Origin of the sequence: Puia sp. P3, assembly GCF_050632245.1 — a bacterium.
Classification (GTDB): domain Bacteria; phylum Bacteroidota; class Bacteroidia; order Chitinophagales; family Chitinophagaceae; genus Puia.
Genome location: NZ_CP192583.1, coordinates 5,705,776 through 5,730,707 on the forward strand (window position 1 = coordinate 5,705,776; position 24,932 = coordinate 5,730,707).

At 53.6% G+C, this 24,932-nt stretch carries 30 protein-coding genes, 1 tRNA gene and 6 pseudogenes; 26 read left to right on the top strand and 11 right to left on the bottom strand.

The window, feature by feature from the left end; all coding sequences use genetic code 11:
• Positions 1-71 precede the first annotated feature (71 nt).
• From ACQ86N_RS35945 to ACQ86N_RS35955, 3 genes are all read left to right on the top strand, one after another.
• Complete coding sequence (locus ACQ86N_RS35945) at positions 72-1,028, top strand: amino acid permease (RefSeq protein ID WP_431211252.1); 957 nt, start codon at positions 72-74, stop codon at positions 1,026-1,028.
• On the top strand, positions 919-1,566 hold the full coding sequence (locus ACQ86N_RS35950; RefSeq protein WP_431211253.1) for an APC family permease: 648 nt from the start codon (positions 919-921) through the stop codon (positions 1,564-1,566). The genes ACQ86N_RS35945 and ACQ86N_RS35950 overlap by 110 nt, the downstream gene beginning before the upstream one ends.
• A 79-nt stretch (positions 1,567-1,645) precedes the next feature.
• On the top strand, positions 1,646-2,368 hold the full coding sequence (locus ACQ86N_RS35955) for a YebC/PmpR family DNA-binding transcriptional regulator (RefSeq protein ID WP_431211254.1): 723 nt from the start codon (positions 1,646-1,648) through the stop codon (positions 2,366-2,368).
• 76 nt (positions 2,369-2,444) lie between these two features.
• Here the strand turns inward: ACQ86N_RS35955 and ACQ86N_RS35960 are convergent, their stop codons facing one another.
• From ACQ86N_RS35960 to ACQ86N_RS35975, 4 genes are read right to left on the bottom strand one after another with little or no spacing between them, the layout of a single operon-like run.
• Positions 2,445-3,260 carry an alpha-ketoacid dehydrogenase subunit beta gene (locus ACQ86N_RS35960; RefSeq protein WP_431217725.1) on the bottom strand — a complete coding sequence of 272 codons (816 nt, stop codon included), beginning with the start codon at positions 3,258-3,260 and terminating at the stop codon, positions 2,445-2,447.
• The gene (locus tag ACQ86N_RS35965) at positions 3,145-4,230 is read right to left on the bottom strand and encodes a thiamine pyrophosphate-dependent enzyme (protein WP_431211255.1); all 1,086 of its coding nucleotides are present in this window, start codon (positions 4,228-4,230) and stop codon (positions 3,145-3,147) included. Before ACQ86N_RS35965 ends, ACQ86N_RS35960 begins: the two co-directional genes overlap by 116 nt.
• A complete protein-coding gene (locus ACQ86N_RS35970; protein WP_431211256.1) occupies positions 4,227-4,487 on the bottom strand; it encodes a hypothetical protein in 261 nt (86 codons plus the stop codon). Before ACQ86N_RS35970 ends, ACQ86N_RS35965 begins: the two co-directional genes overlap by 4 nt.
• The gene (locus ACQ86N_RS35975; RefSeq protein ID WP_431211257.1) at positions 4,484-4,837 is read right to left on the bottom strand and encodes a hypothetical protein; all 354 of its coding nucleotides are present in this window, start codon (positions 4,835-4,837) and stop codon (positions 4,484-4,486) included. The genes ACQ86N_RS35970 and ACQ86N_RS35975 overlap by 4 nt, the downstream gene beginning before the upstream one ends.
• Before the next feature lie 369 nt (positions 4,838-5,206).
• Here ACQ86N_RS35975 and ACQ86N_RS35980 point away from each other — a divergent pair.
• The 9 genes and pseudogenes from ACQ86N_RS35980 to ACQ86N_RS36020 all read left to right on the top strand — a co-directional run.
• Positions 5,207-5,260, top strand: a pseudogene (locus ACQ86N_RS35980) (hypothetical protein); the annotation flags it as partial.
• Between the two features lie 7 nt (positions 5,261-5,267).
• Positions 5,268-5,555, top strand: a complete 288-nt coding sequence (locus ACQ86N_RS35985) for a DUF1573 domain-containing protein (RefSeq protein WP_431211258.1) — start codon at positions 5,268-5,270, stop codon at positions 5,553-5,555.
• 5 nt (positions 5,556-5,560) lie between these two features.
• Complete coding sequence (locus tag ACQ86N_RS35990; RefSeq protein WP_431211259.1) at positions 5,561-5,992, top strand: DUF1573 domain-containing protein; 432 nt, start codon at positions 5,561-5,563, stop codon at positions 5,990-5,992.
• A 128-nt stretch (positions 5,993-6,120) separates the two neighbouring features.
• Entirely contained in the window at positions 6,121-7,092 is a 972-nt protein-coding gene (locus tag ACQ86N_RS35995) for a pyridoxal phosphate-dependent aminotransferase (protein ID WP_431211260.1), read from the top strand.
• A gap of 11 nt (positions 7,093-7,103) precedes the next feature.
• Positions 7,104-7,319, top strand: a complete 216-nt coding sequence (locus tag ACQ86N_RS36000) for a hypothetical protein (RefSeq protein ID WP_431211261.1) — start codon at positions 7,104-7,106, stop codon at positions 7,317-7,319.
• A gap of 740 nt (positions 7,320-8,059) precedes the next feature.
• A tRNA-Met gene (locus tag ACQ86N_RS36005) sits at positions 8,060-8,133 on the top strand.
• Between the two features lie 143 nt (positions 8,134-8,276).
• Positions 8,277-9,275: a Gfo/Idh/MocA family protein gene (locus tag ACQ86N_RS36010; protein WP_431211262.1), complete on the top strand. Its 999-nt coding sequence runs from the start codon at positions 8,277-8,279 to the stop codon at positions 9,273-9,275.
• A 250-nt stretch (positions 9,276-9,525) separates the two neighbouring features.
• A complete protein-coding gene (locus ACQ86N_RS36015; protein ID WP_431211263.1) occupies positions 9,526-10,110 on the top strand; it encodes a Crp/Fnr family transcriptional regulator in 585 nt (194 codons plus the stop codon).
• 151 nt (positions 10,111-10,261) lie between these two features.
• Positions 10,262-10,321, top strand: a pseudogene (locus ACQ86N_RS36020) (hypothetical protein); the annotation flags it as partial.
• Position 10,322: 1 nt separating this feature from the next.
• On the opposite strand, the gene ACQ86N_RS36025 reads toward ACQ86N_RS36020, so the two are convergent.
• Together ACQ86N_RS36025 and ACQ86N_RS36030 are read right to left on the bottom strand one after the other, a co-directional pair.
• Entirely contained in the window at positions 10,323-10,487 is a 165-nt protein-coding gene (locus tag ACQ86N_RS36025) for a hypothetical protein (protein WP_431218032.1), read from the bottom strand.
• A gap of 385 nt (positions 10,488-10,872) precedes the next feature.
• Positions 10,873-11,136 (bottom strand): hypothetical protein, encoded by a 264-nt coding sequence (locus ACQ86N_RS36030; RefSeq protein WP_431211264.1) that lies wholly within the window; start codon positions 11,134-11,136, stop codon positions 10,873-10,875.
• A gap of 196 nt (positions 11,137-11,332) precedes the next feature.
• On the opposite strand from ACQ86N_RS36030, the gene ACQ86N_RS36035 reads away from it, so the two are divergent.
• From ACQ86N_RS36035 to ACQ86N_RS36080, 10 genes and pseudogenes are all read left to right on the top strand, one after another.
• The gene (locus ACQ86N_RS36035) at positions 11,333-11,629 is read left to right on the top strand and encodes an ABC transporter permease (protein ID WP_431211265.1); all 297 of its coding nucleotides are present in this window, start codon (positions 11,333-11,335) and stop codon (positions 11,627-11,629) included.
• Positions 11,626-11,940, top strand: coding sequence for a hypothetical protein (locus ACQ86N_RS36040; RefSeq protein WP_431211266.1), 315 nt, complete (start codon positions 11,626-11,628; stop codon positions 11,938-11,940). The genes ACQ86N_RS36035 and ACQ86N_RS36040 overlap by 4 nt, the downstream gene beginning before the upstream one ends.
• 10 nt (positions 11,941-11,950) lie before the next feature.
• A complete protein-coding gene (locus ACQ86N_RS36045; protein ID WP_431211267.1) occupies positions 11,951-13,087 on the top strand; it encodes an ABC transporter permease in 1,137 nt (378 codons plus the stop codon).
• A 115-nt stretch (positions 13,088-13,202) separates the two neighbouring features.
• Positions 13,203-13,427: a hypothetical protein gene (locus tag ACQ86N_RS36050; protein WP_431211268.1), complete on the top strand. Its 225-nt coding sequence runs from the start codon at positions 13,203-13,205 to the stop codon at positions 13,425-13,427.
• Between the two features lie 17 nt (positions 13,428-13,444).
• Complete coding sequence (locus ACQ86N_RS36055; RefSeq protein WP_431211269.1) at positions 13,445-13,930, top strand: hypothetical protein; 486 nt, start codon at positions 13,445-13,447, stop codon at positions 13,928-13,930.
• Positions 13,833-14,267, top strand: a complete 435-nt coding sequence (locus ACQ86N_RS36060) for a hypothetical protein (RefSeq protein ID WP_431211270.1) — start codon at positions 13,833-13,835, stop codon at positions 14,265-14,267. Before ACQ86N_RS36055 ends, ACQ86N_RS36060 begins: the two co-directional genes overlap by 98 nt.
• Positions 14,155-15,107: pseudogene (locus ACQ86N_RS36065) on the top strand (DUF2330 domain-containing protein). Before ACQ86N_RS36060 ends, ACQ86N_RS36065 begins: the two are co-directional and overlap by 113 nt.
• Positions 15,076-15,315, top strand: a complete 240-nt coding sequence (locus ACQ86N_RS36070; protein ID WP_431211271.1) for a hypothetical protein — start codon at positions 15,076-15,078, stop codon at positions 15,313-15,315. The pseudogene ACQ86N_RS36065 and the gene ACQ86N_RS36070 overlap by 32 nt, the downstream one beginning before the upstream one ends.
• Positions 15,312-15,728, top strand: coding sequence for a hypothetical protein (locus ACQ86N_RS36075; RefSeq protein WP_431211272.1), 417 nt, complete (start codon positions 15,312-15,314; stop codon positions 15,726-15,728). Before ACQ86N_RS36070 ends, ACQ86N_RS36075 begins: the two co-directional genes overlap by 4 nt.
• The gene (locus ACQ86N_RS36080; protein ID WP_431211273.1) at positions 15,661-18,030 is read left to right on the top strand and encodes an ABC transporter permease; all 2,370 of its coding nucleotides are present in this window, start codon (positions 15,661-15,663) and stop codon (positions 18,028-18,030) included. Before ACQ86N_RS36075 ends, ACQ86N_RS36080 begins: the two co-directional genes overlap by 68 nt.
• A gap of 107 nt (positions 18,031-18,137) precedes the next feature.
• On the opposite strand, the gene ACQ86N_RS36085 is transcribed toward ACQ86N_RS36080, so the two are convergent.
• From ACQ86N_RS36085 to ACQ86N_RS36105, 5 genes and pseudogenes are all read right to left on the bottom strand, one after another.
• Entirely contained in the window at positions 18,138-18,449 is a 312-nt protein-coding gene (locus tag ACQ86N_RS36085; RefSeq protein ID WP_431211274.1) for a DsrE family protein, read from the bottom strand.
• A gap of 147 nt (positions 18,450-18,596) precedes the next feature.
• A pseudogene (locus ACQ86N_RS36090) lies at positions 18,597-19,948 on the bottom strand (EF-Tu/IF-2/RF-3 family GTPase).
• Positions 19,930-20,733, bottom strand: a complete 804-nt coding sequence (locus ACQ86N_RS36095) for a GTP-binding protein (RefSeq protein WP_431211275.1) — start codon at positions 20,731-20,733, stop codon at positions 19,930-19,932. The pseudogene ACQ86N_RS36090 and the gene ACQ86N_RS36095 overlap by 19 nt, the downstream one beginning before the upstream one ends.
• 296 nt (positions 20,734-21,029) lie before the next feature.
• Entirely contained in the window at positions 21,030-21,320 is a 291-nt protein-coding gene (locus ACQ86N_RS36100; protein WP_431211276.1) for a hypothetical protein, read from the bottom strand.
• 52 nt (positions 21,321-21,372) lie between these two features.
• On the bottom strand, positions 21,373-21,963 hold the full coding sequence (locus ACQ86N_RS36105) for a Crp/Fnr family transcriptional regulator (protein WP_431211277.1): 591 nt from the start codon (positions 21,961-21,963) through the stop codon (positions 21,373-21,375).
• Between the two features lie 49 nt (positions 21,964-22,012).
• On the opposite strand from ACQ86N_RS36105, the gene ACQ86N_RS36110 reads away from it, so the two are divergent.
• The 4 genes and pseudogenes from ACQ86N_RS36110 to ACQ86N_RS36125 form a co-directional block, all read left to right on the top strand.
• Positions 22,013-22,678 carry a nitroreductase family protein gene (locus ACQ86N_RS36110; RefSeq protein ID WP_431211278.1) on the top strand — a complete coding sequence of 222 codons (666 nt, stop codon included), beginning with the start codon at positions 22,013-22,015 and terminating at the stop codon, positions 22,676-22,678.
• Between the two features lie 817 nt (positions 22,679-23,495).
• Positions 23,496-23,852 (top strand): annotated as a pseudogene (locus ACQ86N_RS36115) (phospholipase D-like domain-containing protein); the annotation flags it as partial.
• 136 nt (positions 23,853-23,988) lie between these two features.
• Complete coding sequence (locus ACQ86N_RS36120) at positions 23,989-24,636, top strand: phospholipase D-like domain-containing protein (RefSeq protein ID WP_431211279.1); 648 nt, start codon at positions 23,989-23,991, stop codon at positions 24,634-24,636.
• Positions 24,637-24,749: 113 nt separating this feature from the next.
• A pseudogene (locus tag ACQ86N_RS36125) lies at positions 24,750-24,932 on the top strand (hypothetical protein); the annotation flags it as partial.

Consider the following 24,932-nt stretch of genomic DNA (forward strand, 5'->3'; position numbering starts at 1 on the left):
AATTGAATATTAAATATTTGTTTATTTTCGGCCCAAATCGTCACACATCAAATTATCAAAACAAGCTTAGTATGAGTTTATTCCGAAAAAATCCCTGGACTCCCTTATGGCGCAGGCTGCGGATTCAGAGAAAGGTCTCAAGCGTACGCTCGGAGCACTGGAGTCTGATCGCATTGGGTATCGGCGCCATTATTGGCGCCGGTTTGTTTGTACGGACTGCCGCCGCAGCCGGGGAACACGCCGGTCCGGCCGTGACCATCTCCTTTATGGTAGCAGCCCTGGGCTGTTGCTTCGCAGGCCTTTGCTATGCCGAATTCGCCTCGATGATCCCCATCGCCGGCAGCGCCTACACCTATGCTTACACGACCATGGGCGAACTCGTGGCCTGGATCATAGGCTGGGCACTCGTACTGGAATATGCGCTCGGTGCCGCGACCGTATCCATTTCCTGGAGCGAATACCTTAATAAATTATTGGCCGTCTTTGGTACCCAGGTCCCATTCGAATGGTCCCATTCGCCATTTGAACGGGCACTGGACGCCGCCGGAGTCATGCACCACGGCATCATCAACATTCCTGCACTGATCATCCTCGCACTCCTTTCGCTGCTGCTGATGAAAGGCACCGAGGAATCTGCCACCGTCAACTCGGTCATCGTCGTCGTAAAAGTATCTATCGTACTGATATTCATCGCGCTCGGCTGGCAGTTCATCAACCCCTCCAACCACCATCCCTATGTGATCCCCGCCGACGCTCCCGCCGCCCAGCTGCGCGACGGCACATTCTACTCCTACGCGAACTTCTTCAGACACGGCTGGGGCGGAATCCTCTCCGGCGCCGGCATAGTATTCTTTGCCTTCATCGGCTTCGACGCAGTATCCACAGCCGCACAGGAAGCCAAGAACCCCGCCAGGGGACATGCCCCGCGGCATCCTCGGTTCACTCGTGATCTGCACCATCCTCTATGTATTGTTCTCCTGGGTCCTCACCGGCGTTGCGCCATATACGGACTTCGTCAAGTCGGGTAAAGAGGCTTCCGTTGCCTATGCCATCGAAACATATATGCATGGTTATCACTGGCTGTCGACACTCGTGACCGTCGCCATTCTGGCCGGTTTCTCCTCGGTGATCCTCGTGATGCTGCTCGGCCAAAGCCGGGTATTCTATACGATGGCAACAGACGGACTGCTCCCCAAAGTTTTTTGCGAACTGCACCCCAAATGGCGCACGCCCTATAAGTCCAACATGATCCTGTTCGTATTTGTCGGTCTCTTCGCCGGTTTTGTGCCCGAGAGCGTCGCTGGCAACCTGACCAGCATCGGCACCCTGTTCGCCTTCATCCTCGTCAGCATCGGAGTGGTGATCCTGCGCAAAGCGGATCCCAACCGCCCCCGGCCATTCAGAACGCCCCTGGTTCCGGTCGTTCCGATCCTGGGCGTACTCGTATGTACGGCTATGATCGTCGGCCTCGACTCCGCCACCCAAATCACTGCGCTGATCTGGATGGTCATCGGCCTGATCATCTATTTTAGCTACAGCAAAAACAACAGCAAGCTAAAAGCTTAGTAAAACCTTACTCAGAAAAGCCGTACACCCGTTGTACGGCTTTTTTATTTACTTTTGCCCCCCAAACACAAAAGATTCTATGGGTCGCATATTTGAAGTACGTAAACACGCCATGTTTGCCCGCTGGGACCGGATGGCCAAACAGTTCACCCGTATCGGTAAAGAAATAGCCATCGCCGTCAAGGCCGGCGGCCCCGACCCCGCCACCAACCCGGCCCTCCGCCGCTGCTTCCAGAACGCCAAGAGCGTCAACATGCCCAAAGACCGCGTCGAAGCGGCCATCAAGCGGGCACAGGGCAAGGAGATGGAGAACTACGAAGAGATCCTCTACGAAGGCTATGCCCCCCACGGCGTCGCCGTCCTCGTTGAAACCGCCACCGACAATCACGTCCGCACCGTCGCCAACGTCAAAATGCATTTTACCAAAGGCCACGGCGCCCTCGGCAATAGCGGCAGCGTCGCCTTCCAGTTCAAAAAGATGGGCGTCTTCAAACTGAAGCCCGAAGGCATCAGCATGGACGACCTCGAACTCGAACTCATCGACCACGGCCTCGAAGAAATGGGCGAAGGCAGCGGCGAAAACGACGAAACGGTAATCGTACTCCGCGCCGCTTTCACCGACTTCGGCAACATGCAAAAAGCCCTCGAGGAAAAAGGGATTACCCCCATCAGCTCCGAGATCGAATGGATCCCCACCACCACCGTCGAGCTCTCCGAAGAGCAGGCTCAGGACGTACTGAAGCTGGTGGACAGGCTCGAGCAGGACGAAGACGTTCAAAAAGTATTTCACAATCTGAAATAACCGCATTCCTCCCGCATTCCACGCACGAAAAAGGCCCCAATCGGGGCCTTTTTTATTATAAGGATTTTTTTACTTTCTACTCCGCCATCATCTGCCTTACCACGTCGATGATCTGCTCCGCATTGGGCTTGCTGAAATAATCCCCGTCACTCGCATAAGCCGGCCGGTGAGCCTGCCCAGTTATAGTTCTGGGAGCCGTATCCAGCCACCGGTATCCACCCTGCTCTTCCATCACCTTATTAAAGATATACCCCGCCGCTCCACCCGGCACATCCTCATCCACGATCAGCAACCTGCTCGTCTTCTTCAGCGATTCGAGTATTCCGTGGTGGATATCGAAAGGTATCAGCGTCTGTACGTCGACGACCTCGCAATTGATCCCCTCTTCCTCCAGGTCCTTAGCGACCTCCTGAACGATCCGAAGGGTAGACCCATAAGAGACGATGGTAATATCTTCTCCTTCCTTGACGACCTCCGGAACACCCAGCGGTACCCGGAATTCCAGCAGATTCGCCGGCAGCTTTTCCTTGAGCCGGTAGCCATTCAGACATTCGATCATCAGCCCGGGATCTACTCCCTCCAGAAGGGTATTATACATGCCCGCGGCCTGCACCATATTCCGCGGTACACACACATGCAGTCCCCGAAGCGAGCCCAGAATAAGCCCCATCGGCGAGCCGCTATGCCAGATGCCTTCCAGCCTGTGCCCGCGCGTACGGACGATCAGCGGAGCCGTCTGCCTGCCCGCCGTCCGGTATTGCAGCGAAGCCAGGTCATCACTCAAAGGCTGAAGACCATATAGAAGATAGTCGATATACTGGATCTCCGCGATGGGCCTCAGTCCTCGAAACGCCATGCCGATGCCCTGTCCCATGATCGTGAGTTCCCGGATCCCGGTGTCGAAGATCCGCTCTGCACCATGCCTGTTCTGCAAACCGGCAAACCCCTGATTCACGTCCCCGATCTTTCCCGAGGTCTTCGCCAAAGGCAATTACTTTGGGGTTATGCGTGAACAGCGCGTCAAAATAGCGGTTCAGCACTTCATAGCCGTTCATCAGGGGCGAATTCTCTTCGTATACAGCTTTGATCTCGGGTACCCGCAGAATATTGCGCGCCCCTTCGTGGTAAAGATGTGTGTTGTATAATGCCGCGTTCTCTTTTATCAGATCGTCATAATAGGCCTTTGCACTACGCGCAGCTGAAGTCTTGCCGGCGATCCCGATCGCCTTATGCAGCGTCTGGAGTACTTCCTTGCGCCCCGGCTCGCGATTGGCAGCCAGCGCGGAAGCCGGCTTCTGCAGCAGGGCCGCCTCATCAGGAGCATCTCCCGCCATATTGCGGATATGCTCGACCGACCGGTTCACCTGCAAAAGAATGGGCTCCTGATACTTCTCCCATGCCCGGTTCTTGCTGTTGCGGACCATTTCCTTAGCCTCGGTCTCGAGATCGTTCAGCTCCTCTTCACTCGCGAGCGTATTCTCCATTATCCATTCCTTCAACTTCTTTATTCCATCCCAATCCCTTTCCCATTCGAGGCGCTCCGGGCTTTTATACCGCTCATGGCTGCCTGACGTGGAATGTCCCTGCGGCTGGGTTACCTCTTCGACATGGAAGAGCACCGGCGTATGCGTCATCCTGGCATTCTGGATACCGGCCTCGAAAGCCTCGCACATACCCGCGTAATCCCAGGCCTTTACTTTATAGATCTCGATACCGTTGGTACCGTCCTTCTTCTGAAAACCCTTCAGCGCTTCCGAGACAGACCCTTTTGTCGTTTGATACTCACGTGGGACAGAGATGCCGTAGCCGTCATCCCATACGAAGATGGCCAGCGGTACCTGCATTACACCCGCAGCATTCACCGTCTCCCAAAATGCCCCTCACTCGTCGAAGCATCCCCGATAGTGCAAAAACATACCTCGTTGCCGTTACTCGACAGTTCAGTAAAAGGCTGGAGCTGAGCAATCTCCCTGAACGCCTTCGAGGCGGAGGCAAGCCCCAGCGCCTTGGGCATCTGAGCCGCAGTGGGCGCCAGACCGGCCGTAAGGTTCTTTCTGTTCACCAGGTCCAGCGTGGCTCCGTCCATGTCGACAAAGGCAGTCGCAAAATGCGAGTTCATCTGTCTGCCGGCGCTATGTGGATCGTGTGTGACATCGGGATCGGCGTACAACTGGGAGAAAACTCTTCTACCGTAGCAGCACCCGTCGCAAAAGCCAGGGTCTGGTCGCGGTAATAACCGGCATAAAAATCCCCGGGCTTAAAGAACTTGGCCATCGCCACCTGCGGGACCTCCTTACCATCTCCAAAAATGCCAAACTTGGCCTTCCCGGTCAATACTTCCTTACGCCCCAATAGGCTGGCCTCCCGGCTCTCGCAGGCGATCTGGTAGTCCTTTAACACTTCCTCCCGGAACTTATCAAACGATAGTTTCTCAGGATCAATGACTTCGCTGGAGAAAAGATTTTGCATTTGCGTAAAATTTGAAGTCAATTCGGCATGTTTTATGGCCGTAAAATTAGCATTCTTCCGCCCAAACCTAACAACCTATCCCACTGATTGTTATAAATTTTAATTTGGCAATTCGCAAACCCCCGTTCGTCCCTTTCCGGCCTCTCCCGGTCCCAATCCGCTTCCACATAAAGTCTTTTCTTAATCCCCCATTTTTAGGGGATAATTTATTGGAAAACCTGACGTTTACTTCTTAATTTTATAGCTGATTCAGCCAAACTATGAAAAAATTAGCAATTGTTATCGGCCTTTTCTCCACCGTACTCGCCGCCCGCGCACAGGCTGTGAATACCGGAGCCGCCACGCCCAAACCAGCCGACCCACTTGCTGGTGAAAGAGAACAGCCACAACTTCGGCAAGATCCCCCAGGGGAGACCGGCAACCTATACTTTTGAGATCGTCAACACCGGCAGCACCGCCCTCCGGCTGGACAACGTACAGAGCCTCCCGCGGCTGTACCACTCCCGACTGGAACCGCGACGCCATCGAACCCGGAGCCACGGCCAAAATAAAGGTCGGCTACAACGCCTACGCCGAAGGCCAGTTCAGCAAGAACGTAACGATCGTATATAATACCAATCAGACAAAGATGCTTACGATCACCGGGGAAGTATACAAATCACCCGCCAGCTCCGCACCCGAAAATTCCTCTGTCCAATTATTAAAACAAATAAATTGATAAAAATGAAGCAACTATTCCTGTTTGCAAGCGCACTCGTTCTTTCTGTAGGTCTTTTCGCCCAGGCAAAGAAAGCAGACGACGTGATCAAGTTCAAAGAGATCGCCTACGACTTCGGAAAGATCAAACAAGGTACTCCCGTAACGCATGATTTTGATTTCACCAATATCAGCAACTCACCCGTTATCATCGAATCTGCCGTCCCCTCCTGCGGCTGCACCACGCCGGTCAAGCCTGAAGGCGCAATCGCAAAAGGCAAGGACGACAAGATAAAAGCTGGATTTAACGCCGCCAACGCCGGCCCCTTCAACAAGACCATCACGATCAAGGTTGCAGGAGTCGACATGCCGCTCCAACTGCGGATCACCGGTGAAGTGCTGACCGCCGAAGCCTACGCCCAGTACGTAGCCGCCAAGGGCAAATCAGCAGGCAGGTAAGGTTATATAATTTATTAATATTGAACCTCCCGCCAACCGGGAGGTTTTTTTTGTCTCCTCCCGTCCCCCAATTCCCATTATCTGTCCCCTCGTCAGAATAATTAAAAGAGAGAATGTAATTTTGCGCCATGTTAACTATCAGCCAACGCGGACAACACATGCCGGCATCACCGATCCGGAAACTCGTTCCCTTTGCCGAAACCGCCAAAAAGAAAGGCATTAAAGTCTACCACCTCAACATCGGCCAGCCCGACATCGAAACCCCAAAAATGGCCCTCGACGCCGTCCGGCATTTCGATTTCAAAGTACTGGAATACAGCCACAGCGCCGGCAACGAGAGCTACCGCCGCAAATTGGCCACCTATTATAAGAACGTCGGCATCGACGTCGACTACCAGCAGATCATCGTCACCACCGGTGGCTCCGAAGCCATCCTCTTTGGGTTCATGACTTGTCTCGACCCCGGCGACGAAGTCATCATCCCCGAGCCCTTCTACGCCAACTACAACGGATTTGCCACCGCAGCAGGCGTCATCGTAAAACCGCTGACCTCTTATATAGAGACCGGCTTCGCCCTACCCCCCGTTTCTGAGTTCGAGAGGCTGATCACACCCCGCACCCGCGCCATCGTCATCTGCAATCCCAACAACCCCACCGGCTACCTCTATAGCCGGGAGGAAATGGATACCCTCAGGGACATCGTCATCAAACACGGGCTCTATCTCTTCTCCGACGAGGCCTACCGAGACTTCTGCTACAGCGGCGAACACATCAGCGCCATGAACCTCAAAGGCGCCGAACAGAACGTACTCATGATGGACACCATTTCCAAAAGATACAGCGCCTGCGGCGGCCGCATTGGCGCCCTCGTCACCCATAACCAGGCCGTCCTCGACACCGTCATGAAATTCGCCCGAGGCCCGCCTGAGCCCCCCTCCTTCGCCCAGATCCTCGGCGAAGCCGCCACCGGGTTACCACCGGACTACTTCGACGCCACCCGCGCCGAATACCTCCACCGCCGCGACACCCTCGTCAACCGCCTTAACAAGATGCCCGGCGTCTTCTGCCCTCAATCCCGGCGGCGCCTTCTACGCTTATAGCCAGCCTGCCGGTGGACGACACCGACGTCTTCTGCCAGTGGCTGCTCGAATCTTTTTCATATGACAACCAGACCGTCATGCTGGCGCCCGCAGGCGGCTTCTACGGCACCCCCGGCTACGGCAAAAAGGAAGTGCGCCTCGCCTACGTCCTCAACGCCGACGACCTCAACAAGGCCATGGACTGCCTCGAACAAGCCCTAAAGCAATACCCGGGCAAAACCAAATAACTATCCAGCTAAACAACCACCCGGGGGCCGCCTCAAAACGGCCCTTTTTCTAATCCCTTTACAAAAACACGCAAACACCCCATTTTTGAATTTCTCTATTACCAATATCAAATAATTAATATTATGCATATAATGTGCCTATTATCGAATAACCCTATTTTACCACCTAAATAGGTCAAAATTGGCCTAAAAAGCCCTCACAAAGTATATTACAAAATATTCTATATTTATTTTTGCACGGCACCGGACAAAAATTTTTAAAAAACTATCGAAATTAATTTCAACTTCTCATATAAACTTCCGATATTGCACTCAGAAACGGTTTTAGAATGGGTTCGGAGATAAAAGGATTTAGCAACAACATTTTTTTAACCTTTTGATATTATTGAGTTCGTCCTTTGCACCTTATTTTTGTGCCGCAAAGGACAAGTGAGAATGAATCCCGAGGCAAAACACAACATCGATTTTTTGAAGATTTTTCATATGGCAAGCAATCGTTAGACGGCCTTCTGTTTCCACAGAGGGCCTTTTCTTTCCCCCACCGGCTCCCATTCCTGCCCACCCCCCGCTCATCTTCCGCCTCCCATCTCCGTCCCTGATTTCCCCCTTCCTCCTCCAATTTCCACTTCTCCTCCCCCAATTTCTTTACCCTATTTTCACCTCTCAAATCACCTTTTGTCAATCTTTTTTACCTATCTTCGCACCCCATTTAAGGAAAACCAATCTCCCTAAATGCTCCCGGCGAGATAGCTCAGATGGTTAGAGCGTCGGATTCATAACCCGGAGGTCTCGGGTTCAACTCCCGATCTCGCTACTCCCCCAAAAGGGCTACTTTTAAAGTAGCCCTTTTCTGTTCTACATAGATGAACCTAAATTCGAGTTCACCAACCGCCAGATCGTGATAAAATTCCGTAAATTACCAGCTTTGTAACCGTTTACAAACAGCGGCCTTCCCATATGAACAATCAAAAGAAACTCAGAAGACAATTCCTAAAAGACTCCGTCAAGGCCTCCGGCCTGATGCTCATGTCCCCTTTACTCGAAAACGTCAAACACCTGCAATCCGCCGAAAAGCCGAAGGAAATAATTACGGCCGCCGGCCGCATAAAATTTGCGGTGATCAATATCGATCATCCCCATATCTATGGGATAACCGATGCCATCAAAAGAGGAGGCGGGGAATTGGTAGCGTTGTATGCTGCATCACCCGACCTGGCCGCCGCATTCCTGAAGACCTATCCCGAGGCTAAACAGGTAAAAAGCGAAAAAGAGATCCTTGAAGACCCGGCAATTCAATTGGTGCTGAGCTCCGGCATACCCGATGAAAGGGCTCCATTGGGAATTCGCGTCATGCAGCACGGCAAAGACTACCTCACCGACAAACCTGGCATCATCACCCTGGAACAGCTGGCCGAAGTCAAAAAGGTCCAAAAAGAGACCAACCGGATCTATTCGATCATGTACAGCGAACGGTTTGAGAACAAAGGCACCGAAAAAGCAAGCCAACTGGTAAGAGCGGGAGCGATAGGCCAGGTAATCCAAACCGTCAATCTCGCACCACACCGGATCAACAATGGCGTCGGGAAATCCGGGTTAGCAGTAAGGCCGGATTGGTTTTGGGATAAGCATCGGTTTGGCGGGATCCTTACTGACATCGGCTCTCATCAATTCGACCAGTATCTCCATTTTACCGGCTCTACCGAGGCGCAGGTCCTCATGTCACAGGTGGGCAATTTTCATCATCCGGACCGACCGCTATTCGAAGATTTTGGGGACGTCATGCTAAGCGGCAATGGCGGTACAGGGTATATCAGAGTCGACTGGTTTACCCCGGATGGCCTGGACACCTGGGGCGATGGTAGACTGACCATCCTTGGAACGGATGGATATATCGAAGTCGAAAGAACACGGACGTCGCTTCGGGAAATAAGGGCGGCAATCATTTGTACCTGGTAAATAAAAAAGAAATGGTACATATGGACTGCAACAACGAGATCCTGCCGTTCGGGCCCTTATTCGTCGACGACGTACTGAACAGAACGGAGACGGCAATGACCCAGAGACATTGCTTTCTCACAACCGAACTCGCATTAAAGGCACAAAAAAATGCCAAACCCATTTCAGTGAAGAAATAACCACGCGCCACCAAACAATTTACTACCAGCCCCATGTCCCCTCCCCAGCCAAAACCCCGAATTCTTTACCTTTGACCCAATGGAAGAATTCGAACTATACCTTCGCGCCCGCACCGATCTCAGCGCCGCGGACATCAGCCACATCCTGTCCCACGGCAACCCCGAGGCACCTGCGGCGCAGCGAGATTCCTCCTCCGCGAAGGCGAAGTCTGCCGGTACAAGATCTTCGTCAGCAAAGGCATCCTGCGGACCTTCGGCACCGCGGCAGACGGCAGCGAACACATCCTTCAATTCGCACCCGAACACAGCTGGACCCTCGACGTGAAAGCTACGATCGCCAGCAACCCGCCCACAGCAACATCGCAGCCATAGAGAACTCCGACGTCCTCCTCTGGCCCAAATCTGATTTCGACAGCCTTCTTTCCACCATCCCCCAGCTAAAAGACCTCTCCCAACAACTCATCTCCCGCAACATCTACAACAGCCGCCAGCGTATACTGACGGCACTCAGCGCAACACCGGAAGAAAAATACCAGGAATTCGTCCAGACCTTCCCCGACTACCTCGCCCGCCTGCCCCTGCACATGATCGCCTCCTACCTCGGCATCTCGATCAAGACCCTCACCCGCATCCGCCAGGCACAGCTCCGACGCTAACCCTCTACCCTAAAACTGCCCCCCAACCCTTCCCAAAACCACGCCTCAAAAAACCGATCCCTCCCAAAACCCCTCCGACCAAAATATGGTCAAATGACCTTTTTCCCGGACCATCCGAGCCCAATTTTGCGGTATAAAAATAATCATCGTTATGCGCGTATTTGTTACAGGAGCCTCAGGCTTCGTAGGCTCGGCTATAGTTAATGAACTCCTCACCTCCGGCCACCAGGTCCTCGGCACTGGCCCGCTCGGACAGCTCCGCCCAAAAGATCATCAAAGCCGGCGCCGACGTCTATCGCGGTGACCTCGACGACCTTCCAGGCCTCCAAAAGGGCGCTTCCGGATGCGACGCCGTCATCCACACCGGCTTCAACCACGACTTCTCGAAATTTAAAGCCAACTGCGAAGCCGACCGCCAGGTCATCGGCGCCCTCGCTGCCACGCTCAAAGGCTCAGACCGCCCACTTGATCATCACATCCGGCATCGGACTTGTCAATATCGGCCGTACAGCTACAGAAGACGACGCGCCCCCGGTGACCTCAGACGTTATGCCCCGCGTCGCCACGGAAGAAGCCGTAAGCGCAGCTGCCGCCTCGGGCACCAAAGCCTACCTAGTCCGCCTCCCCCCAACCACTCACGGCCAGGGCGACCACGGCTTCGTGCCCATGATCATCGACATCGCAAGATCCAAAGGCGAATCCGCGTATATAGCAGAGGGAAAGAACCCCTGGCCTGCAGTTCACCGCTTCGACGCGGCAGTACTATACCGCCTGATCGCCGAACAACAACCGCAGCAGCAGGTCTTCCACGCCGTCGCAGAAGAAGGCATCCCCTTCCGCAATATCGCCGAAGCCATCGGCCACGGCCTTAACCTTCCCACAACCTCCAAATCCGGCAAGGACGCGGAAGCCCAGCTTCGGCTGGTTTACACATTTTGCATCCCTCGGCTGCCCCGCATCCAGCGCAAAAACCCGCCATACCCTGGGCTGGCAGCCAACACAACCCAGCCTCTTCGAAGACCTCAAATCCGCATCCTACTTCTAACCCCGACGGCAACAATCGTCCCTCTTACCCACCACCGGAGGCCCCGGGGTCGCCCCCGTCATGCAACATTATCTATTTTTCCGCGCCCTTATGGCGGCGGCATGCCATCCCATTCTCAACCAACTAATATGAACAACCAGCTTCAAAATTGCCCTGCGCCACCTCCGCAGAAGCAAAATGTATTCGTTCATCAATATCTCCGGTCTGTCGATAAGCCTCGCCGTGAGCATTCTATTACTACTATGGGTCAACGACGAGATCAGCTACGACCGCTTTAACACCAATGCCGCCAACCTTTACCGCCTTTCACCAATAGTCACCAGCGGCATCAATTCCTCGGTCTGGAGCAATACCTCCGCCCCCATCGCCATATACGCAAAGAACGAACTGCCGCAGGTTGAGGACGCCTGCCGCATGATCGACAACTGGGGAATGTCATATTTTGTATACCCTACCACATCACCGGCGTCATGAAAGACCTGCCCGAAAACTCATCCATAAAATTCAACGTAGCCTTCAACTTTCAGCAGCTGGAAAAAGAATTCGACACTACCCACTACTGGAAAAGCCTCAACAGCAGCTGGGGCCAGTTCAACTATGACACCTACCTGCTGCTAAAACCAAACACTAACACTTCCAACACCGAACAACAACTGGCCGATATACACCGCCGCAACGAAAAAGACGATTTTACCAAACACCTCAGCTACGTCCTGAACCACTCGCCACAGGCCTCATCTTCCTGGCGATGCCCCTGTTTAACAATATTGCGGACAAAAACATAAGCTTCCGGCCATGATCGCCCGAGGTGCTGGCGGTATATGGCCTTACCCTGCTGGCGACACTGCTAATGGCGGGCATCACCCAGCCATCACCCTGACCTCCTTCAAACCACTGGAAGCCATAAAAGGCCGGATCAGCGGCATCGGCGGCAAAGGCAATTTCCGGAAAGTACTGGTCGTCATTCAGTTTAGCTTTTCCATCATGCTTATAACGAGCACTATCATCATCGGTCAACAACTAAAATATATTCGCGAAAAGAACCTCGGCTACAATAAGGAAAACGTCTTCAACTTCTGGATGCTGAACATCGACAAGCACTACGAGGCGGCAAAATCCGAACTGCTGAAGGAGCCGGGCATTCTAGGCGTTACAGAATCCGGCCTTGATATCACCGACGCCCACTCCGGCACGGTGGACGTCAGCTGGGACGGCAAGCGACCCGACCAACAGGCATTCAATATAGGCCTGATGCCCGTCGAAAAAAATTTCACCGAAGTAATGGGCATACACCTGGTGGAAGGCAAAGGATTTACCGGCAGCCCGGCCGACAGCACCAACTTCATCCTCAACGAAACCGCGATAAGGGAGACGGGTATCACCGGGCCCGCCGTCGGCAAACGCTTCACCATGCACGGTGTAAAAGGCGTCATCGCAGGCGTGGTAAAGGACTTCCATTTTCAAAACATGCGTACCCCGATACACCCTCTGGTCATTTACTATAGTACGGACTGGCGCGGAAAAATGTACGTAAAGACCTCCGGCAAAGACGCATCACAAGCTCTGGCAGCAACCGAACGCATCTGGAAAAAATACAACCCCGACTATGACTTTATCTATAACTTTCTGGACACCGAATTCAACGACCAGTACAAAAGCGACATTCACGTCGGGCAGCTGTTCAACTGCTTTGCCGGACTCGCCATTTTAATATCCTGCCTCGGCCTCTTCGGGCTGGTTACCTATACCGCCGAAAGCAAGGTCAAAGAGATCAGCGTTCGCAAAGTCCTCGGTGCGGGCGTGCCGCAGATAGTCACCCTCCTGTCCAAAGACTTCCTCGGTGCTGGTGGCCATCGCCGCAGCCGGCTCAATAACCCTGCTGATCTCAATCATCACCGTGAGTCTCAAGTGCATACAGGCCGCACTGGCTAACCCTGTAAAAAACCTCCGGACCGAATAACCGGCCCCCGAACCCCTCCGTCCCGGGGGCTTCCACCCCTCTTTATGTAATTTCCAAAATACCTGCATCATAAGAAAAACGCATCTTATGCTGCAACTACCATCCGCCCCCGACCCCCGCTGGTTCGGGGTCCTCTTCCGGGCCTTCTTCCTCGGCTACGGCCTCCTCTTCCCTCAACTGGAACCTGGACTGGCCATATTATACAACGATCATCACCGGCTGCCTCGCCTTCAGCTATATCGCCGAAACCATTCGCCGGACTCGCCTCCCCTCCCCTCACGGGTAACTCCGGCTTCAAATCATGGGGACTAAGCATACTCATCAGCGCCATGGGCCTCTGCCTCCTCCTCAAAACAAACCATCTCTATACCGCATTAATAGCCGCATTCCTGACTGTCGTCTCAAAATATCTCCTCCGCTTCAAAGGCAAACACATCTTCAACCCCTCCGCCTTCGGCATCGCCGCAACGATACTGATTACCGGAGACGCCTGGCTGTCACCCGGACAATGGGGCAACGGCGCCATCCTCTTCTTCCTCGTCCTGACCCTCGGTACCATCGTCGTTACCCGCGTTCAAAAAATGGATACCAGCCTCGGTTTCCTCCTGACATTCGCAGGCCTGCTCTTCTGGCGACAGGTCCTCACACTCGGCTGGCCCCTCGACTATTTTCCTCCATTCTATCACGACCGGCAGCCTCCTGCTCTTCAGCTTTTTCATGATCAGCGACCCAAAGACCTCGCCCAATCACCCCCTCGCCAGGGTGCTGTGGGCGGCAGGTATCGCCATTATAGCTTTTTATCTTTCCGCCTTTAAATGGCTGAATAATACACCCGTGTGGTTACTGGCCGCCGCCGCTCCGCTCGTCCCGCTCCTGGACCATATCTTCCGGGCACACGGCTTCGACTCGGCAACACCCCGGCACGAACCACCCGGGAACCCGCCCCTTTTTTCCAAACTCAAACAACTTTTTATGCGTACAAAAACCAGAAAACTCACCGCCATGGTCATAATGATCGCCATGGTCAGCAACGAAAGCAATGGCCTTCTGCGGATTTTATGTCAGCAAGGCCGACGGCACCCTGAAGAACAAAACTTCCCAGGTCATCCTCGTCCGCGACGGCGACAGGAACACAGTCACGATGTACAATGACTTCCACGGCGACCCCAAAGACTTTGCCATGGTGGTACCGGTACCGGTCGTGCTGAAAAAGAGCGACATCCGCGTCGTCGACCAGTCGATCTTCAACACCTTCAACGAATACAGTAAACCAAGACTCGTCGAATACTTCGACCAGAACCCCTGCGAGATGCGGGAGTATGACAAAAAATTGAATGCCGCCGTCCCTGGCATGTCCCTTAACGATGTCGTCGTCACCGGCTTTGGCACCGCAAAAAGATCCGGCGTCACCATCGAAGCAAAATACCTCGTCGGCGAATACGACATCCTCATCCTTAGCGCCAAAGAATCCACCGGCCTAAGGACATGGCTGACAGAAAATGGCTACAAGATCCTTCCGGAGCCGAAGAAGTACTGGAACCCTATATCCGCAGCAACCTCAAATTCTTCGTCGTCAAAGTCAACGAAGAGGAAAAGAAAAAACTACCCGGCAATTTCCTTCGGCCCATCCAGATCTCCTTCGAATCGCCCAAATTCATGCTGCCCATCCGTCTGGGCATGGCCAACGCCGACGGCGACCAGGACATGATCGTGTACGCCTTTACCAGGACCGGACGGATAGAATGTACCAACTATCCCACGGTATCCCTCCCTACCGGAAAAAACGTCCCCGTTTTCGTTCAGAACAACTTCGGGAACTTCTATTCCAATCTTTTCCAGCATCAGTGGTTCGGCGCCGGCAAATCAGTCGCCATGCTCGAATACGCACTGGGACGTCAGCCCCTCCAACTACGTGAAATGCGACCCCTGCATCGCCTCCGCACCTTCCACCCGCGACCTCGTGCAAGCAGGTGTCGACTGGGTATCCCGTAGAAATGACCCCGACGACCAGGACGCCAATCGTCCCTCCAAAGTCTATTTCACCCGTCTCCACGTCCGCTATAACAGACAGGCATTTCCCAGGGACCTTTTCTTCGAGGAAACTGTCAATACCAGCAATTTCCAGTCCCGCTACATCATCACACATCCCGCCTCCGGCGACTTCAGCTGCGAAGCAGGAAAAAATACCTCGATGAATTGAAAACAAGGCGCAGGGACGAGTTGAAGATGCTCACCTACCTCACCGGAAAGACCTATGACGACTGGGACGTCGTCGCAACAACGGAAGAGAACAAAAACATCCCCGCCGCCGACTCCTACGCCGCCGCAGCCCAGGCGATCCGGAAAACACCCGCCGGCAACGGACGCGTACTGATAGCCGGTATCGGCATCATCGGCCTGCTCTCTGTCGTCGGCCTCGGCAGGCGAGACCCACAGATCCACCCCGACCTCCTAACGACCATAGGGCTCCGCCGGACTGCGGGGCCTTTTTATTTCCCCAATCCCCGACAAATCCGCTATATTAGAAGTCAATTCCCCGAAACAAATGCTCATCAACTACCTAAAGGTCACCCTCCGCAACCTGTGGCGCAACCCAACCTTCTCCGCCATTAATATTCTTGGCCTTTCATTGGGTATCACCTGCAGCATCCTCATCTTTCTCTGGATCAGGGACGAGCGCGACATGGATAGTTTTCACGCAAACACAAATACACTCTACACGATCATTCAGCGGACATACGCCGGAGACAAAATGGGAATCGGCTATGAAACTCCCGCCCTGCTCGGTGAAGAGATGAAGCGGACCTTCCCGGAGATCGGGTATGCCGCCAGCTATTCCACATGGGGCAACCTCGCAACCTTCCGGACAGGCGACAAGACAATAAAGGTCAGCGGTGAATATGCAGACGAAGACTTCTTCCGCCTGTTCAGCTTTCCCCTTCTCAAGGGCGACCCCGGTACCGCGCTCAGCACCAGCGCCAGTATCGCTATTTCCAAATCCATGGCCACGAATTTCTTCGGTAGCCCCGCGACAGCCATCGGAAAGACAATTCGGTTTGAGAACAGAGAGGACTTTACCATTTCGGCCGTTTTCGACGTCCCGGCCAACTCGTCGATGCACTTCGACTACCTTATCAACTGGAAATATTTCAAAAGAGAGAACGCCTGGGCAAAAGACTTTACCAACGTAGCGCCCTACACGACAGTCCAGATAAGAAAAGACGCTAATCCCGAACAGTTCAGAACCCGGATCAAACATTTTCTCGACAACCTCAACACGAAACAAACGCCAGACTACCGCGTCGAGCTCGACATGCAGCGCTTCGACGAAATATACCTCAACGGCGCTTTTAAAAATAAGCAAATAGGCGGCGGTCGCATCGAATACCTATGGCTGTTCAGCCTGATCGCCGTCTTTATTCTGTTGATCGCCTGCGTCAATTTCATGAATCTAACCACGGCCCGTTCGATCCGGCGGGCAAAGGAGATTGGTATCCGAAAGACGACCGGCGCAGGAAAAAGCGCCCTCATCACGCAATTCATCGGGGAAGCCATGATGTTCGCCCTACTCGCCGTGGCCCTGTCCATTTGCGCAACCACCGTCCTGCTGCCCGCATTTAATGCGATCACCGGCAAGAATATACAGCCTCCGTTTGGCAATGCCAGCTTTTGGCTGGGACTGACGGGGATCACCCTCGTCAGCGGTTTGGTCTCCGGCAGCTATCCCGCCTTCTTCCTTGCGTCATTCAATCCGGTACAGGTGCTGAAAGGCCCGGTACGGCTGGGTTCCGGCACCAGTCGCCTTCGCAAAGGACTGGTCATATTTCAGTTCACGCTCTCGTCATTGCTGATCATCGGTACGATCATCGTTTCGAAACAAATAAAATTCATCCAGGCTACCAACCTTGGCTTCGACAGAGAGAACCTCGTATCTATTCCACTGGAAGGCGCCCTGGTCAAAGACTATTCCCTGTTTAAACAACAGCTGTCAAGAATGCCGGGCATTCTGCAGGCGACAGAAATTTCACAATCACCCGTACAGACCGAAAACTATTGGATCAACGATATTCAGTGGGACGGCAAAGACCTCAGCACCCACCCCGCCTTCGCTATCATTTATTCGGAATACGACCTGGCAAAAACGATGCGGCTCCAAATAAAAGAAGGGCGTGATTTTTCCAGGGACTTCCCCACCGATACCACAGGCTATATCTTAAATGAATCGGCCGTGGCGGGAATGGGGATCACCAGCCCCATCGGCAGCCAGCTGACCTGTCTTGGCAAAAAAGGACCGGTCATCGGCGTTGTCAAAGATTTCCATTTCAATTCCCTCCACAAGCCTATTGCTCCGCTGGTCATCGCATACGGCGTAACCGAAGGCAACAGCGTCCTGGTCCGTACCGCTGCGGGACAAAGTACGACAGCCATTGCCAGTATCCAAAAGGCATGCAAACAATTCAATCCCGACTTTCCATTTAGCTTTCAATTTTCGGACGAAGCCTATCAACGGCTATACAGCAACGAAGAAATGGTAGGCCAGCTGGCCTCTTATTTCGCCATCCTTGCTGTTTCCATCTCCTGCCTCGGGCTGCTAGGACTATCCGCATTCACGGCCGAACAGCGCGGTAAAGAGATAGCCATAAGAAAAGTGCTGGGAGCCAGCCTTCCTCAACTGCTTATGCTATTGTCGCGGGATTTTCTAAGGCTCGTCCTCATCGCCTTCGCGATTGCAATGCCCGTTTCCTGGTGGTTGATGAGCAAATGGCTGGAGGGCTTTGCCTATCGTACTCCTATATCCTGGTGGGTCTTTATAGCTGCCGCCGGCTTGTCGTTATTCGTCACAATGGCTACAGTCAGCTTTCACGTGATTAAGGCATCCATTGCCTCACCCATCAAAAGACTGCAATCTGAATAAACCCGTCGCCCGTCACTACCGGATCCGCGGCCCATGGCCGGGGCGACACCTCCTTTCACCTCGCCGCCTTGATATACCCCCACCCCTCTTTCTGTTTACTGATGATTTCATAGATCCCATCCGGGACAACATCGATACCCGCCAGCAGCATGATCCCGCCCAATATTGTTGTTTTTCATGGCGATCGCGCACACCTTAAAGCTGATATTCTTATTGGCCGTCAGCCGGTCGATATCATTCGTCACATAGGACTTATCCTTCACCACAAGCTCCAGTCCCTTTCCATACATGACCACTTCCATTTTCGCCTGCGGATTGGCACTACTGATCTCCGTCAGCCATCGGACGATATTCTTTTGATCGAGGGTATCCCGGCTGGTAAGGTCAAAAAGCACCTTGTAGTCGGATTGCTGGGCCATCAGCGAAAAGAGCTCACCAGCAGTGACAGCAGTAACCGATACTTTTTCATATGCCGAAGTTTTAGTTTCACGCTTCCTTGCAGCGCACAAGCCGCTTGCACTTCCCGGCCACGGGCCGCTTATGCTAACTCATAGGCTGCGGGCCGCTTATGCTTCCTGATGCGCCGCAACCCGGTGGTATTCGTCGATCAGCCGGCGCTGGATTTCTGGTGGAACAGAGGCATACTCCTGGAATTTCATCTTGAACTTGGCGCGACCCTGGCTCATCGACCGCAGAGAAGAAGAATAGTCGTGCATTTCCGCCAGGGCACCCTCGCGATAATCTTGGTAAAATGACCCTCCGTATCCATGCCTTCCATGATGGCACGCCTGGTCTGAAGATCACTGATAATGCTGCCGGTCTGATCATCCGGACACAGCACCGCGACTGTATAGACAGGTTCCAGTATCTGGGGATCCGCCTGCTGAAAAGCCTGTTTAAAAGCCATCATACCGGCGATCTTAAACGAAATATCATTGGAGTCCACGGGATGCATCTTCCCATCATATACGATAACCCGTACATCCCGGACATGAGAACCCGTCAGCGGACCCTCATGCATTTTGTCCATCACGCCCTTTAATATGGAAGGCAGAAAACGTTGATCGATAGCCCCGCCCACAATACAGTTCAAAAACACCAGCTTGCCGCCCCATTCGAGATGAAACTCGTCGCGGCCGCGTACCGACAACCCCTTCGGGTCGGGCATACCCTCAAACCAGGGCTCTACCTGCATATAAACTTCCCCGAACTGCCCGGCGCCCCCAGACTGCTTCTTGTGCCTGTAGCTCGACTGCACCGGCTTGCGTATCGTCTCCCGGTAGGGGATCCGCGGCCTGCTGAATGTCGCGCGCAGGTTCTTGGAAAAATGCTCCAGCTTCCATTTGATCACGGAAAGATGCAGCTCACCCTGACAGTGGATGATCGTCTGCTTCAGCTCCTGCGACATCTCCAGCAGCACCGTAGGGTCCTCCTCACAGACCTGCCGGATCGCCGCGGCCAGCTTCTCCTCATCGCCCTTGAGCGCAGACTCTATCGCAATGCTCATGAGGGGAGAAGGAAATTCGATGGGCTCGAGCTCGAGGTCTTTTCCCGGTGCGTGAAGGGTATTGTTAACGTGCGTATGTTTCAGTTTGATCGTGGCTCCGATATCACCCGCGGACAATTCATTGACCGGGATCCGTTTGCTCCCTTCCACCACGAACAGCTGGTTGATCTTTTCTATCGTACCGTCGGCCCCGTTCTCCAGTTCCATACCTGGCCTGATCGTACCCGAGTATACCTTGAAAAAGGACATTTCTCCGATATGGTTCTCCGAGAAGATCTTATACACAAAAAGGCAGGGTGGGCCATCGGGATCACAGGGAAGGGACATCCCCGACAAGGTCCGCTGTGGCGGCATATCGGCCGGACCGGGACAAATATTGTCGATGAAACCCATCAGCCGTCCGCTACCCATATTCTTTTTGGCAGAAAGACAGAAAGAGGGAACAGGTCATGATTGATCATCGCCTTTTTGAGGCCCTGCCGCATCTCATTCTCTTCCAGATTGCCCTTATCGAAATACTTCTCCATTAGGGTCTCATCGTTGCCTGCAATCGCCTCGATCAGCTCTTTATGAAGTAGGTCGGCCCGTTCCCTTTCCGATTCCTGGATCGGCAGCTTCTCCGGCCTGCCCCCTTCCAGTGGAAATCTGTACTGCGTCATCTGCAGCACATCGATGATCGTATTGAAGCCAAGACCCGGGTTCAGCGGGTATTGCACAACTACCACATTATTGCCGAAATGATCCCGGGCCTGCGCCACAGTACGGTCAAAGTCCGCCTTGTCCTGATCGAGCTTATTCACCGCCAGTACCATCGGCGTCCGGAAACGTTCCGTGTAGTCCCATATGATATCCGCCCCCACCTCCACCCCAAAATTGGCATTGAGCAACAGCACACCCGTGTCCGCCACGCGCAGCGCCGCAAGCACATCCCCCGCAAAATCGTCATAGCGCTGGCGTATCCATGATATTGATCTTGTACCCCCTCCACTGGGTATGCAACAACTTGGAAAAAATCGAATTCCCCCGCTGCTATTCCAATTCGTAAAAATCACTGGTGGTATTCCTTCTTCGACGGAGCCCCGCCGGGTCGTAAGTCCTGCTTCGTAGAGCATGCACTCCGAAAGAGTGGTCTTGCCAGAACCGGCGTGACCAAGCAAGACTATATTCTTGACGTGAGAGGTGTCAAAGCTAGTCATGGCAAGCGTATTTGCTATTAAGTTACGAAATAATCAATCAATTTCCCGCACGCCGGACCCGGCTCTGACGCCAATACTACCCTCAAAAAATTGAATTTGCAACCAATTGGTTTCTTTTTGTACCTTGCAACCAAACGGTTGCCGACCACCCCTCAGTCATGGCATGCCGTCCTCAGACGAATTATCTTGTGACCCGCTACTTCAACGCCCGTCGCTTTCGCCGACGAGAACGGTACCCCTTCACGGCACATCTTCCATTTTATAATACACAGCCAGCCCCCTCTCCATCGCGATCCTCACATCCTCGTCCGCCCCCTTCGAAGCCCCTCTATCCTGAACACCGCGTCACACTTCTCCAGCAACCGGTGCGCCACCGGATACAGGATCTCCTCGTAAGCCGCATCCCCCGGCCTCTTCGACCCCGCCTGCTCCAGCAACGGCAGCGCCACCCACTCCCCGATCATCGGCACATGCCCCTTCCTGAACAGCGGCAAAGCCACAGCCTCCAGCCGGCGCAAATTCTCCCTCATCAATACCGGATCATCATTGGTCCCACTCCTGTACGGACCTGCAATAAGTATCAGCATAAAATTTTTTCACAAAGAAAACATCTAAAAAACACCGCGCGATTAAACTAGTTTAAGATCGCGGTCGCCGACTCTTATTTTTCCTGATCATACTCAAAAATTCCGGCGTTATCCCCAGGTAGGAAGCTATCTGCTTCTGCGTCACCTGCTCCGCGATACGAGGATATTTTTGGAGGAAATTATCATATCTATTCTCTGCAGGAAGCGAAAGGTTCTCCATTACCCGCAACTGCTCCCTCGTATAGGCATTCTGCATAAGTATCCGGAAGAACCGCTCGAACTTTGGTATCTCCCGGAACAACCCATCCCGCTTGTCCCTGCTCAATTGGAATACACAGCTATCCTCGATGGCCTCTACATTCATCATCGCCGGGCACTCGCTGACAAAACAAAACATATCAGTGATCCACCAGTCCGATATCGCAAACATAATGGTCGCGTCCTTCCCCTCTTTATCCATATAGTAAGCCCTCAGCGCTCCCGAATGGACATAGCTGATACTCCTGCAAAGCTGGCCCTCTTTTAAAAGAAAAGCCTTCTTCGGCACTTCCCTGAATCCCAGTAACGAAACAAAACGCTCCTCCTCCACCTCATCCAGCCGGATATGCTTCGCGACATTTTGCAGAATGCGATCGTGCGTCATACACCTCTAAGATAAGCGGTTTCCCCTTTTTTCTCCGTACTTTTACTTCATGGATAAATTCATTGTATTACAGGACATAATCACCAGCCGGCGCAGTACAAAACCCGCCGTCCTGAATGGCAGAAAGATCGACGACCAACAGATACAACAGCTGCTTTCCCTCGCGAACTGGGCGCCCACCCACGCCAACACCGAACCCTGGCGCTTCATCGTCTACAGCGGCGACGCCGTACAGCAGTTCTGTCACCGGCACGCAGAACTATACAAGCAAAGCACCCCGCCCGAAAAATTCAACACGGCCAAATACGAAAAACAACAGCACAACGGCGACAAAGCCTCCCACCTCATCGCCGTATACATGCAAAGAGGCACCAACCCCAACATCACCGAACTCGAGGAAATATGCGCTACGGCGGCGGCCGTCCAAAACATCCTGCTCGGCGCGGAAACCCTCGACATCGCCGTCCTCTGGAGCACCGGCGGCTCCACCCTCGCCCCAGCCATGAAAGAATTCCTGGGCACTGGGCAAGGAAGACCGCATGATCGGACTGCTGTACATGGGGTATGCGGACGAACCCGCCAAACCCGGCCGCCGCCTCCCCATAGAACCCAAAACAAAATGGATCAAAGACTTTCAGGACTAACACCCGAAAACCTGTTTTTTCCCTCGCGCTGTTTCCTTTCCAAACAAAAACTTCGACCAATCACCGGATAACGATTAAATAACCATAATTCCGTAAAAACACGCTTATCTAAAATACCCGCAACAGCTATCTTTGATCGTCATTCTTCTCCTGACGCGACCCCTATTTGTTCACACAAAAAATCCTCTATGGCCGTCAAGACAAACCCAGCCAGGAAAGCCGCCACCCCCGAAAAAGTGACCTCCAAAAAAGTCGCTGCCAAAAAAGCACCCCACAAAAACGGCGCTTCCCAAAAAGCTACCCCAAAAAATTCAACCCCTCCCCCTTCGAAGTCATGGGAAACGGCTCCCCCCTCTTCACCCTCAAAGTCTACCGCGGCGAACAAATGGCCCTCCTAGCGATGAACTGGGCTCCCGGTCAAAAACCACCCGACAACTTCGTCGGCTTCGCCATCGAATACAAGGAGCCGGGCGGCACTCAATTCTTCGCGGTCAAAAACCGGCTCTCCTTCCTCCAGAACGACGGCAACGTCAACCCAAATATCCTCTCCACCCGACTCTCCCCCATCCAGAAGTTCCGGTGGACTCACTTCCCCTTCCACCCCGACTTGCCGGGTAACTACACCTACCGCGTTACACCCGTCTTTATGGACAGCACAGGCGTGCTCAGCTATGGCGACCACCAGGAAGCCGCCATCCAGCTCGGCAGCGACACTTATCCGGGTAACATGAATATCGCCTTCACCCGCGGCTTCGTCGCCTCCCAGGCATTCGTCGACAATTTCGGCGCTAACGGTGGCGTGGGAACGATCCTCCCGCAAAAGGCAGACGACGGTCTCACCTTCAAACCGACCGATCCCAAAGCGGCCGCAGCCATGGACTGGATGGGATTCGAAGCAAGAGAGGTGATAATGGACGCACTCAACAAGGCAGTCGCCGACCCGACCGCCAGGTACGCGTCACGGCCTACGACTTCAACGAACCCGAGGTTGTCAACAAACTCGTCCAACTCGGCAACCGCCTTAGTATAATCATCGACGATTCAGGAACACACGGCCGGACCAATTCACCCGAAAGCACAGCCGCAGGAATGCTCACCGCAAGCGGAGCCAAAGTCCAGCGCCAGCACATGGGCAGCCTCCAGCACAACAAGACCATCGCCATCAACGGCGACAACATCCAAATGGCCGTCGGCGGCTCTACCAATTTCTCCTGGCGCGGGTTCTTCGTACAGAATAACAACGCAGTCCTCCTATACGGCCCGCAACCCGTAAAGATCTGGTTCGACCAGTTCCAGCACTTATGGGATAGCCCCGACAACCCCGCAGGCTTCGTTACTACCTCCTCCGCGGACTGGAGCACCCTTGGCATCGCCGGCGTCAATGGACAAGGTGTCCTTCTCTCCGCACAACAACCAAAATGCACGGCTCGCCACCATCGCATCGGATATCGCCGGCACCACATCGAGCCTGCTCTACTCGCTGGCCTTTCTGTACGAAACACCAGGACCGATCCTCAATGCCATCACGACGGTCACCGGCAACGACAACCTCTTCGTATACGGACTCTCCGACAAGACAGTCGGGGGACTGGACCTGCAAAGACCCAACGGCAATCCTCCCATCGCCTATCCCGCCAACCTGCTTACCAATGTTCCCGAGCCCTTCAAGGCCGAGGCTACAGGCGGCAGCGGCACCCGCATGCACCACAAATTTGTCGTGATCGATTTCGACAAGCCCACGACAAAAGTCTATACCGGATCCCATAACTTCTCTTCATCCGCCGACACAAAGAACGGCGAAAACCTATTCCTCTTCCAGGACCGCCGGGTAGCAGTAAGCTATATGATCGAAGCAGTCGTGATGTTCGATCACTACGAGTTCCGCGACGCCATCTCCAAATCACCCACACAACAACTATTTCTGAAAAAACCGCCCACCCGGCAAGGCGACAAACCCTGGTGGGACGAAGACTACACCAACTCCGCAAAAGCCCGCGACCGGGAATTATTCTCCCGCCCAATGGATTAACAATACCCGCCATTTGGCCGCGACCGGCATCCGTTCGATAATCCGTCCAAATACGGCACTGGCATCGCTTTACCTTCGGGGCTCAAAACAACCTTGTATGAGTAACTATCATTTTGAGACCCTCCAATTACACGCCGGTCAACAGATCGACCCTACCACAAAGTCGAGAGCAGTCCCCATATACCAAACTACCTCCTACGGCTTCGACAAGCTCGGAACACGCCGCCAGTCTCTTCGGACTAAGAGCCTTTGGCAACCTTTACACGCGCGTCATGAACCCCACCACCGACGTCTTC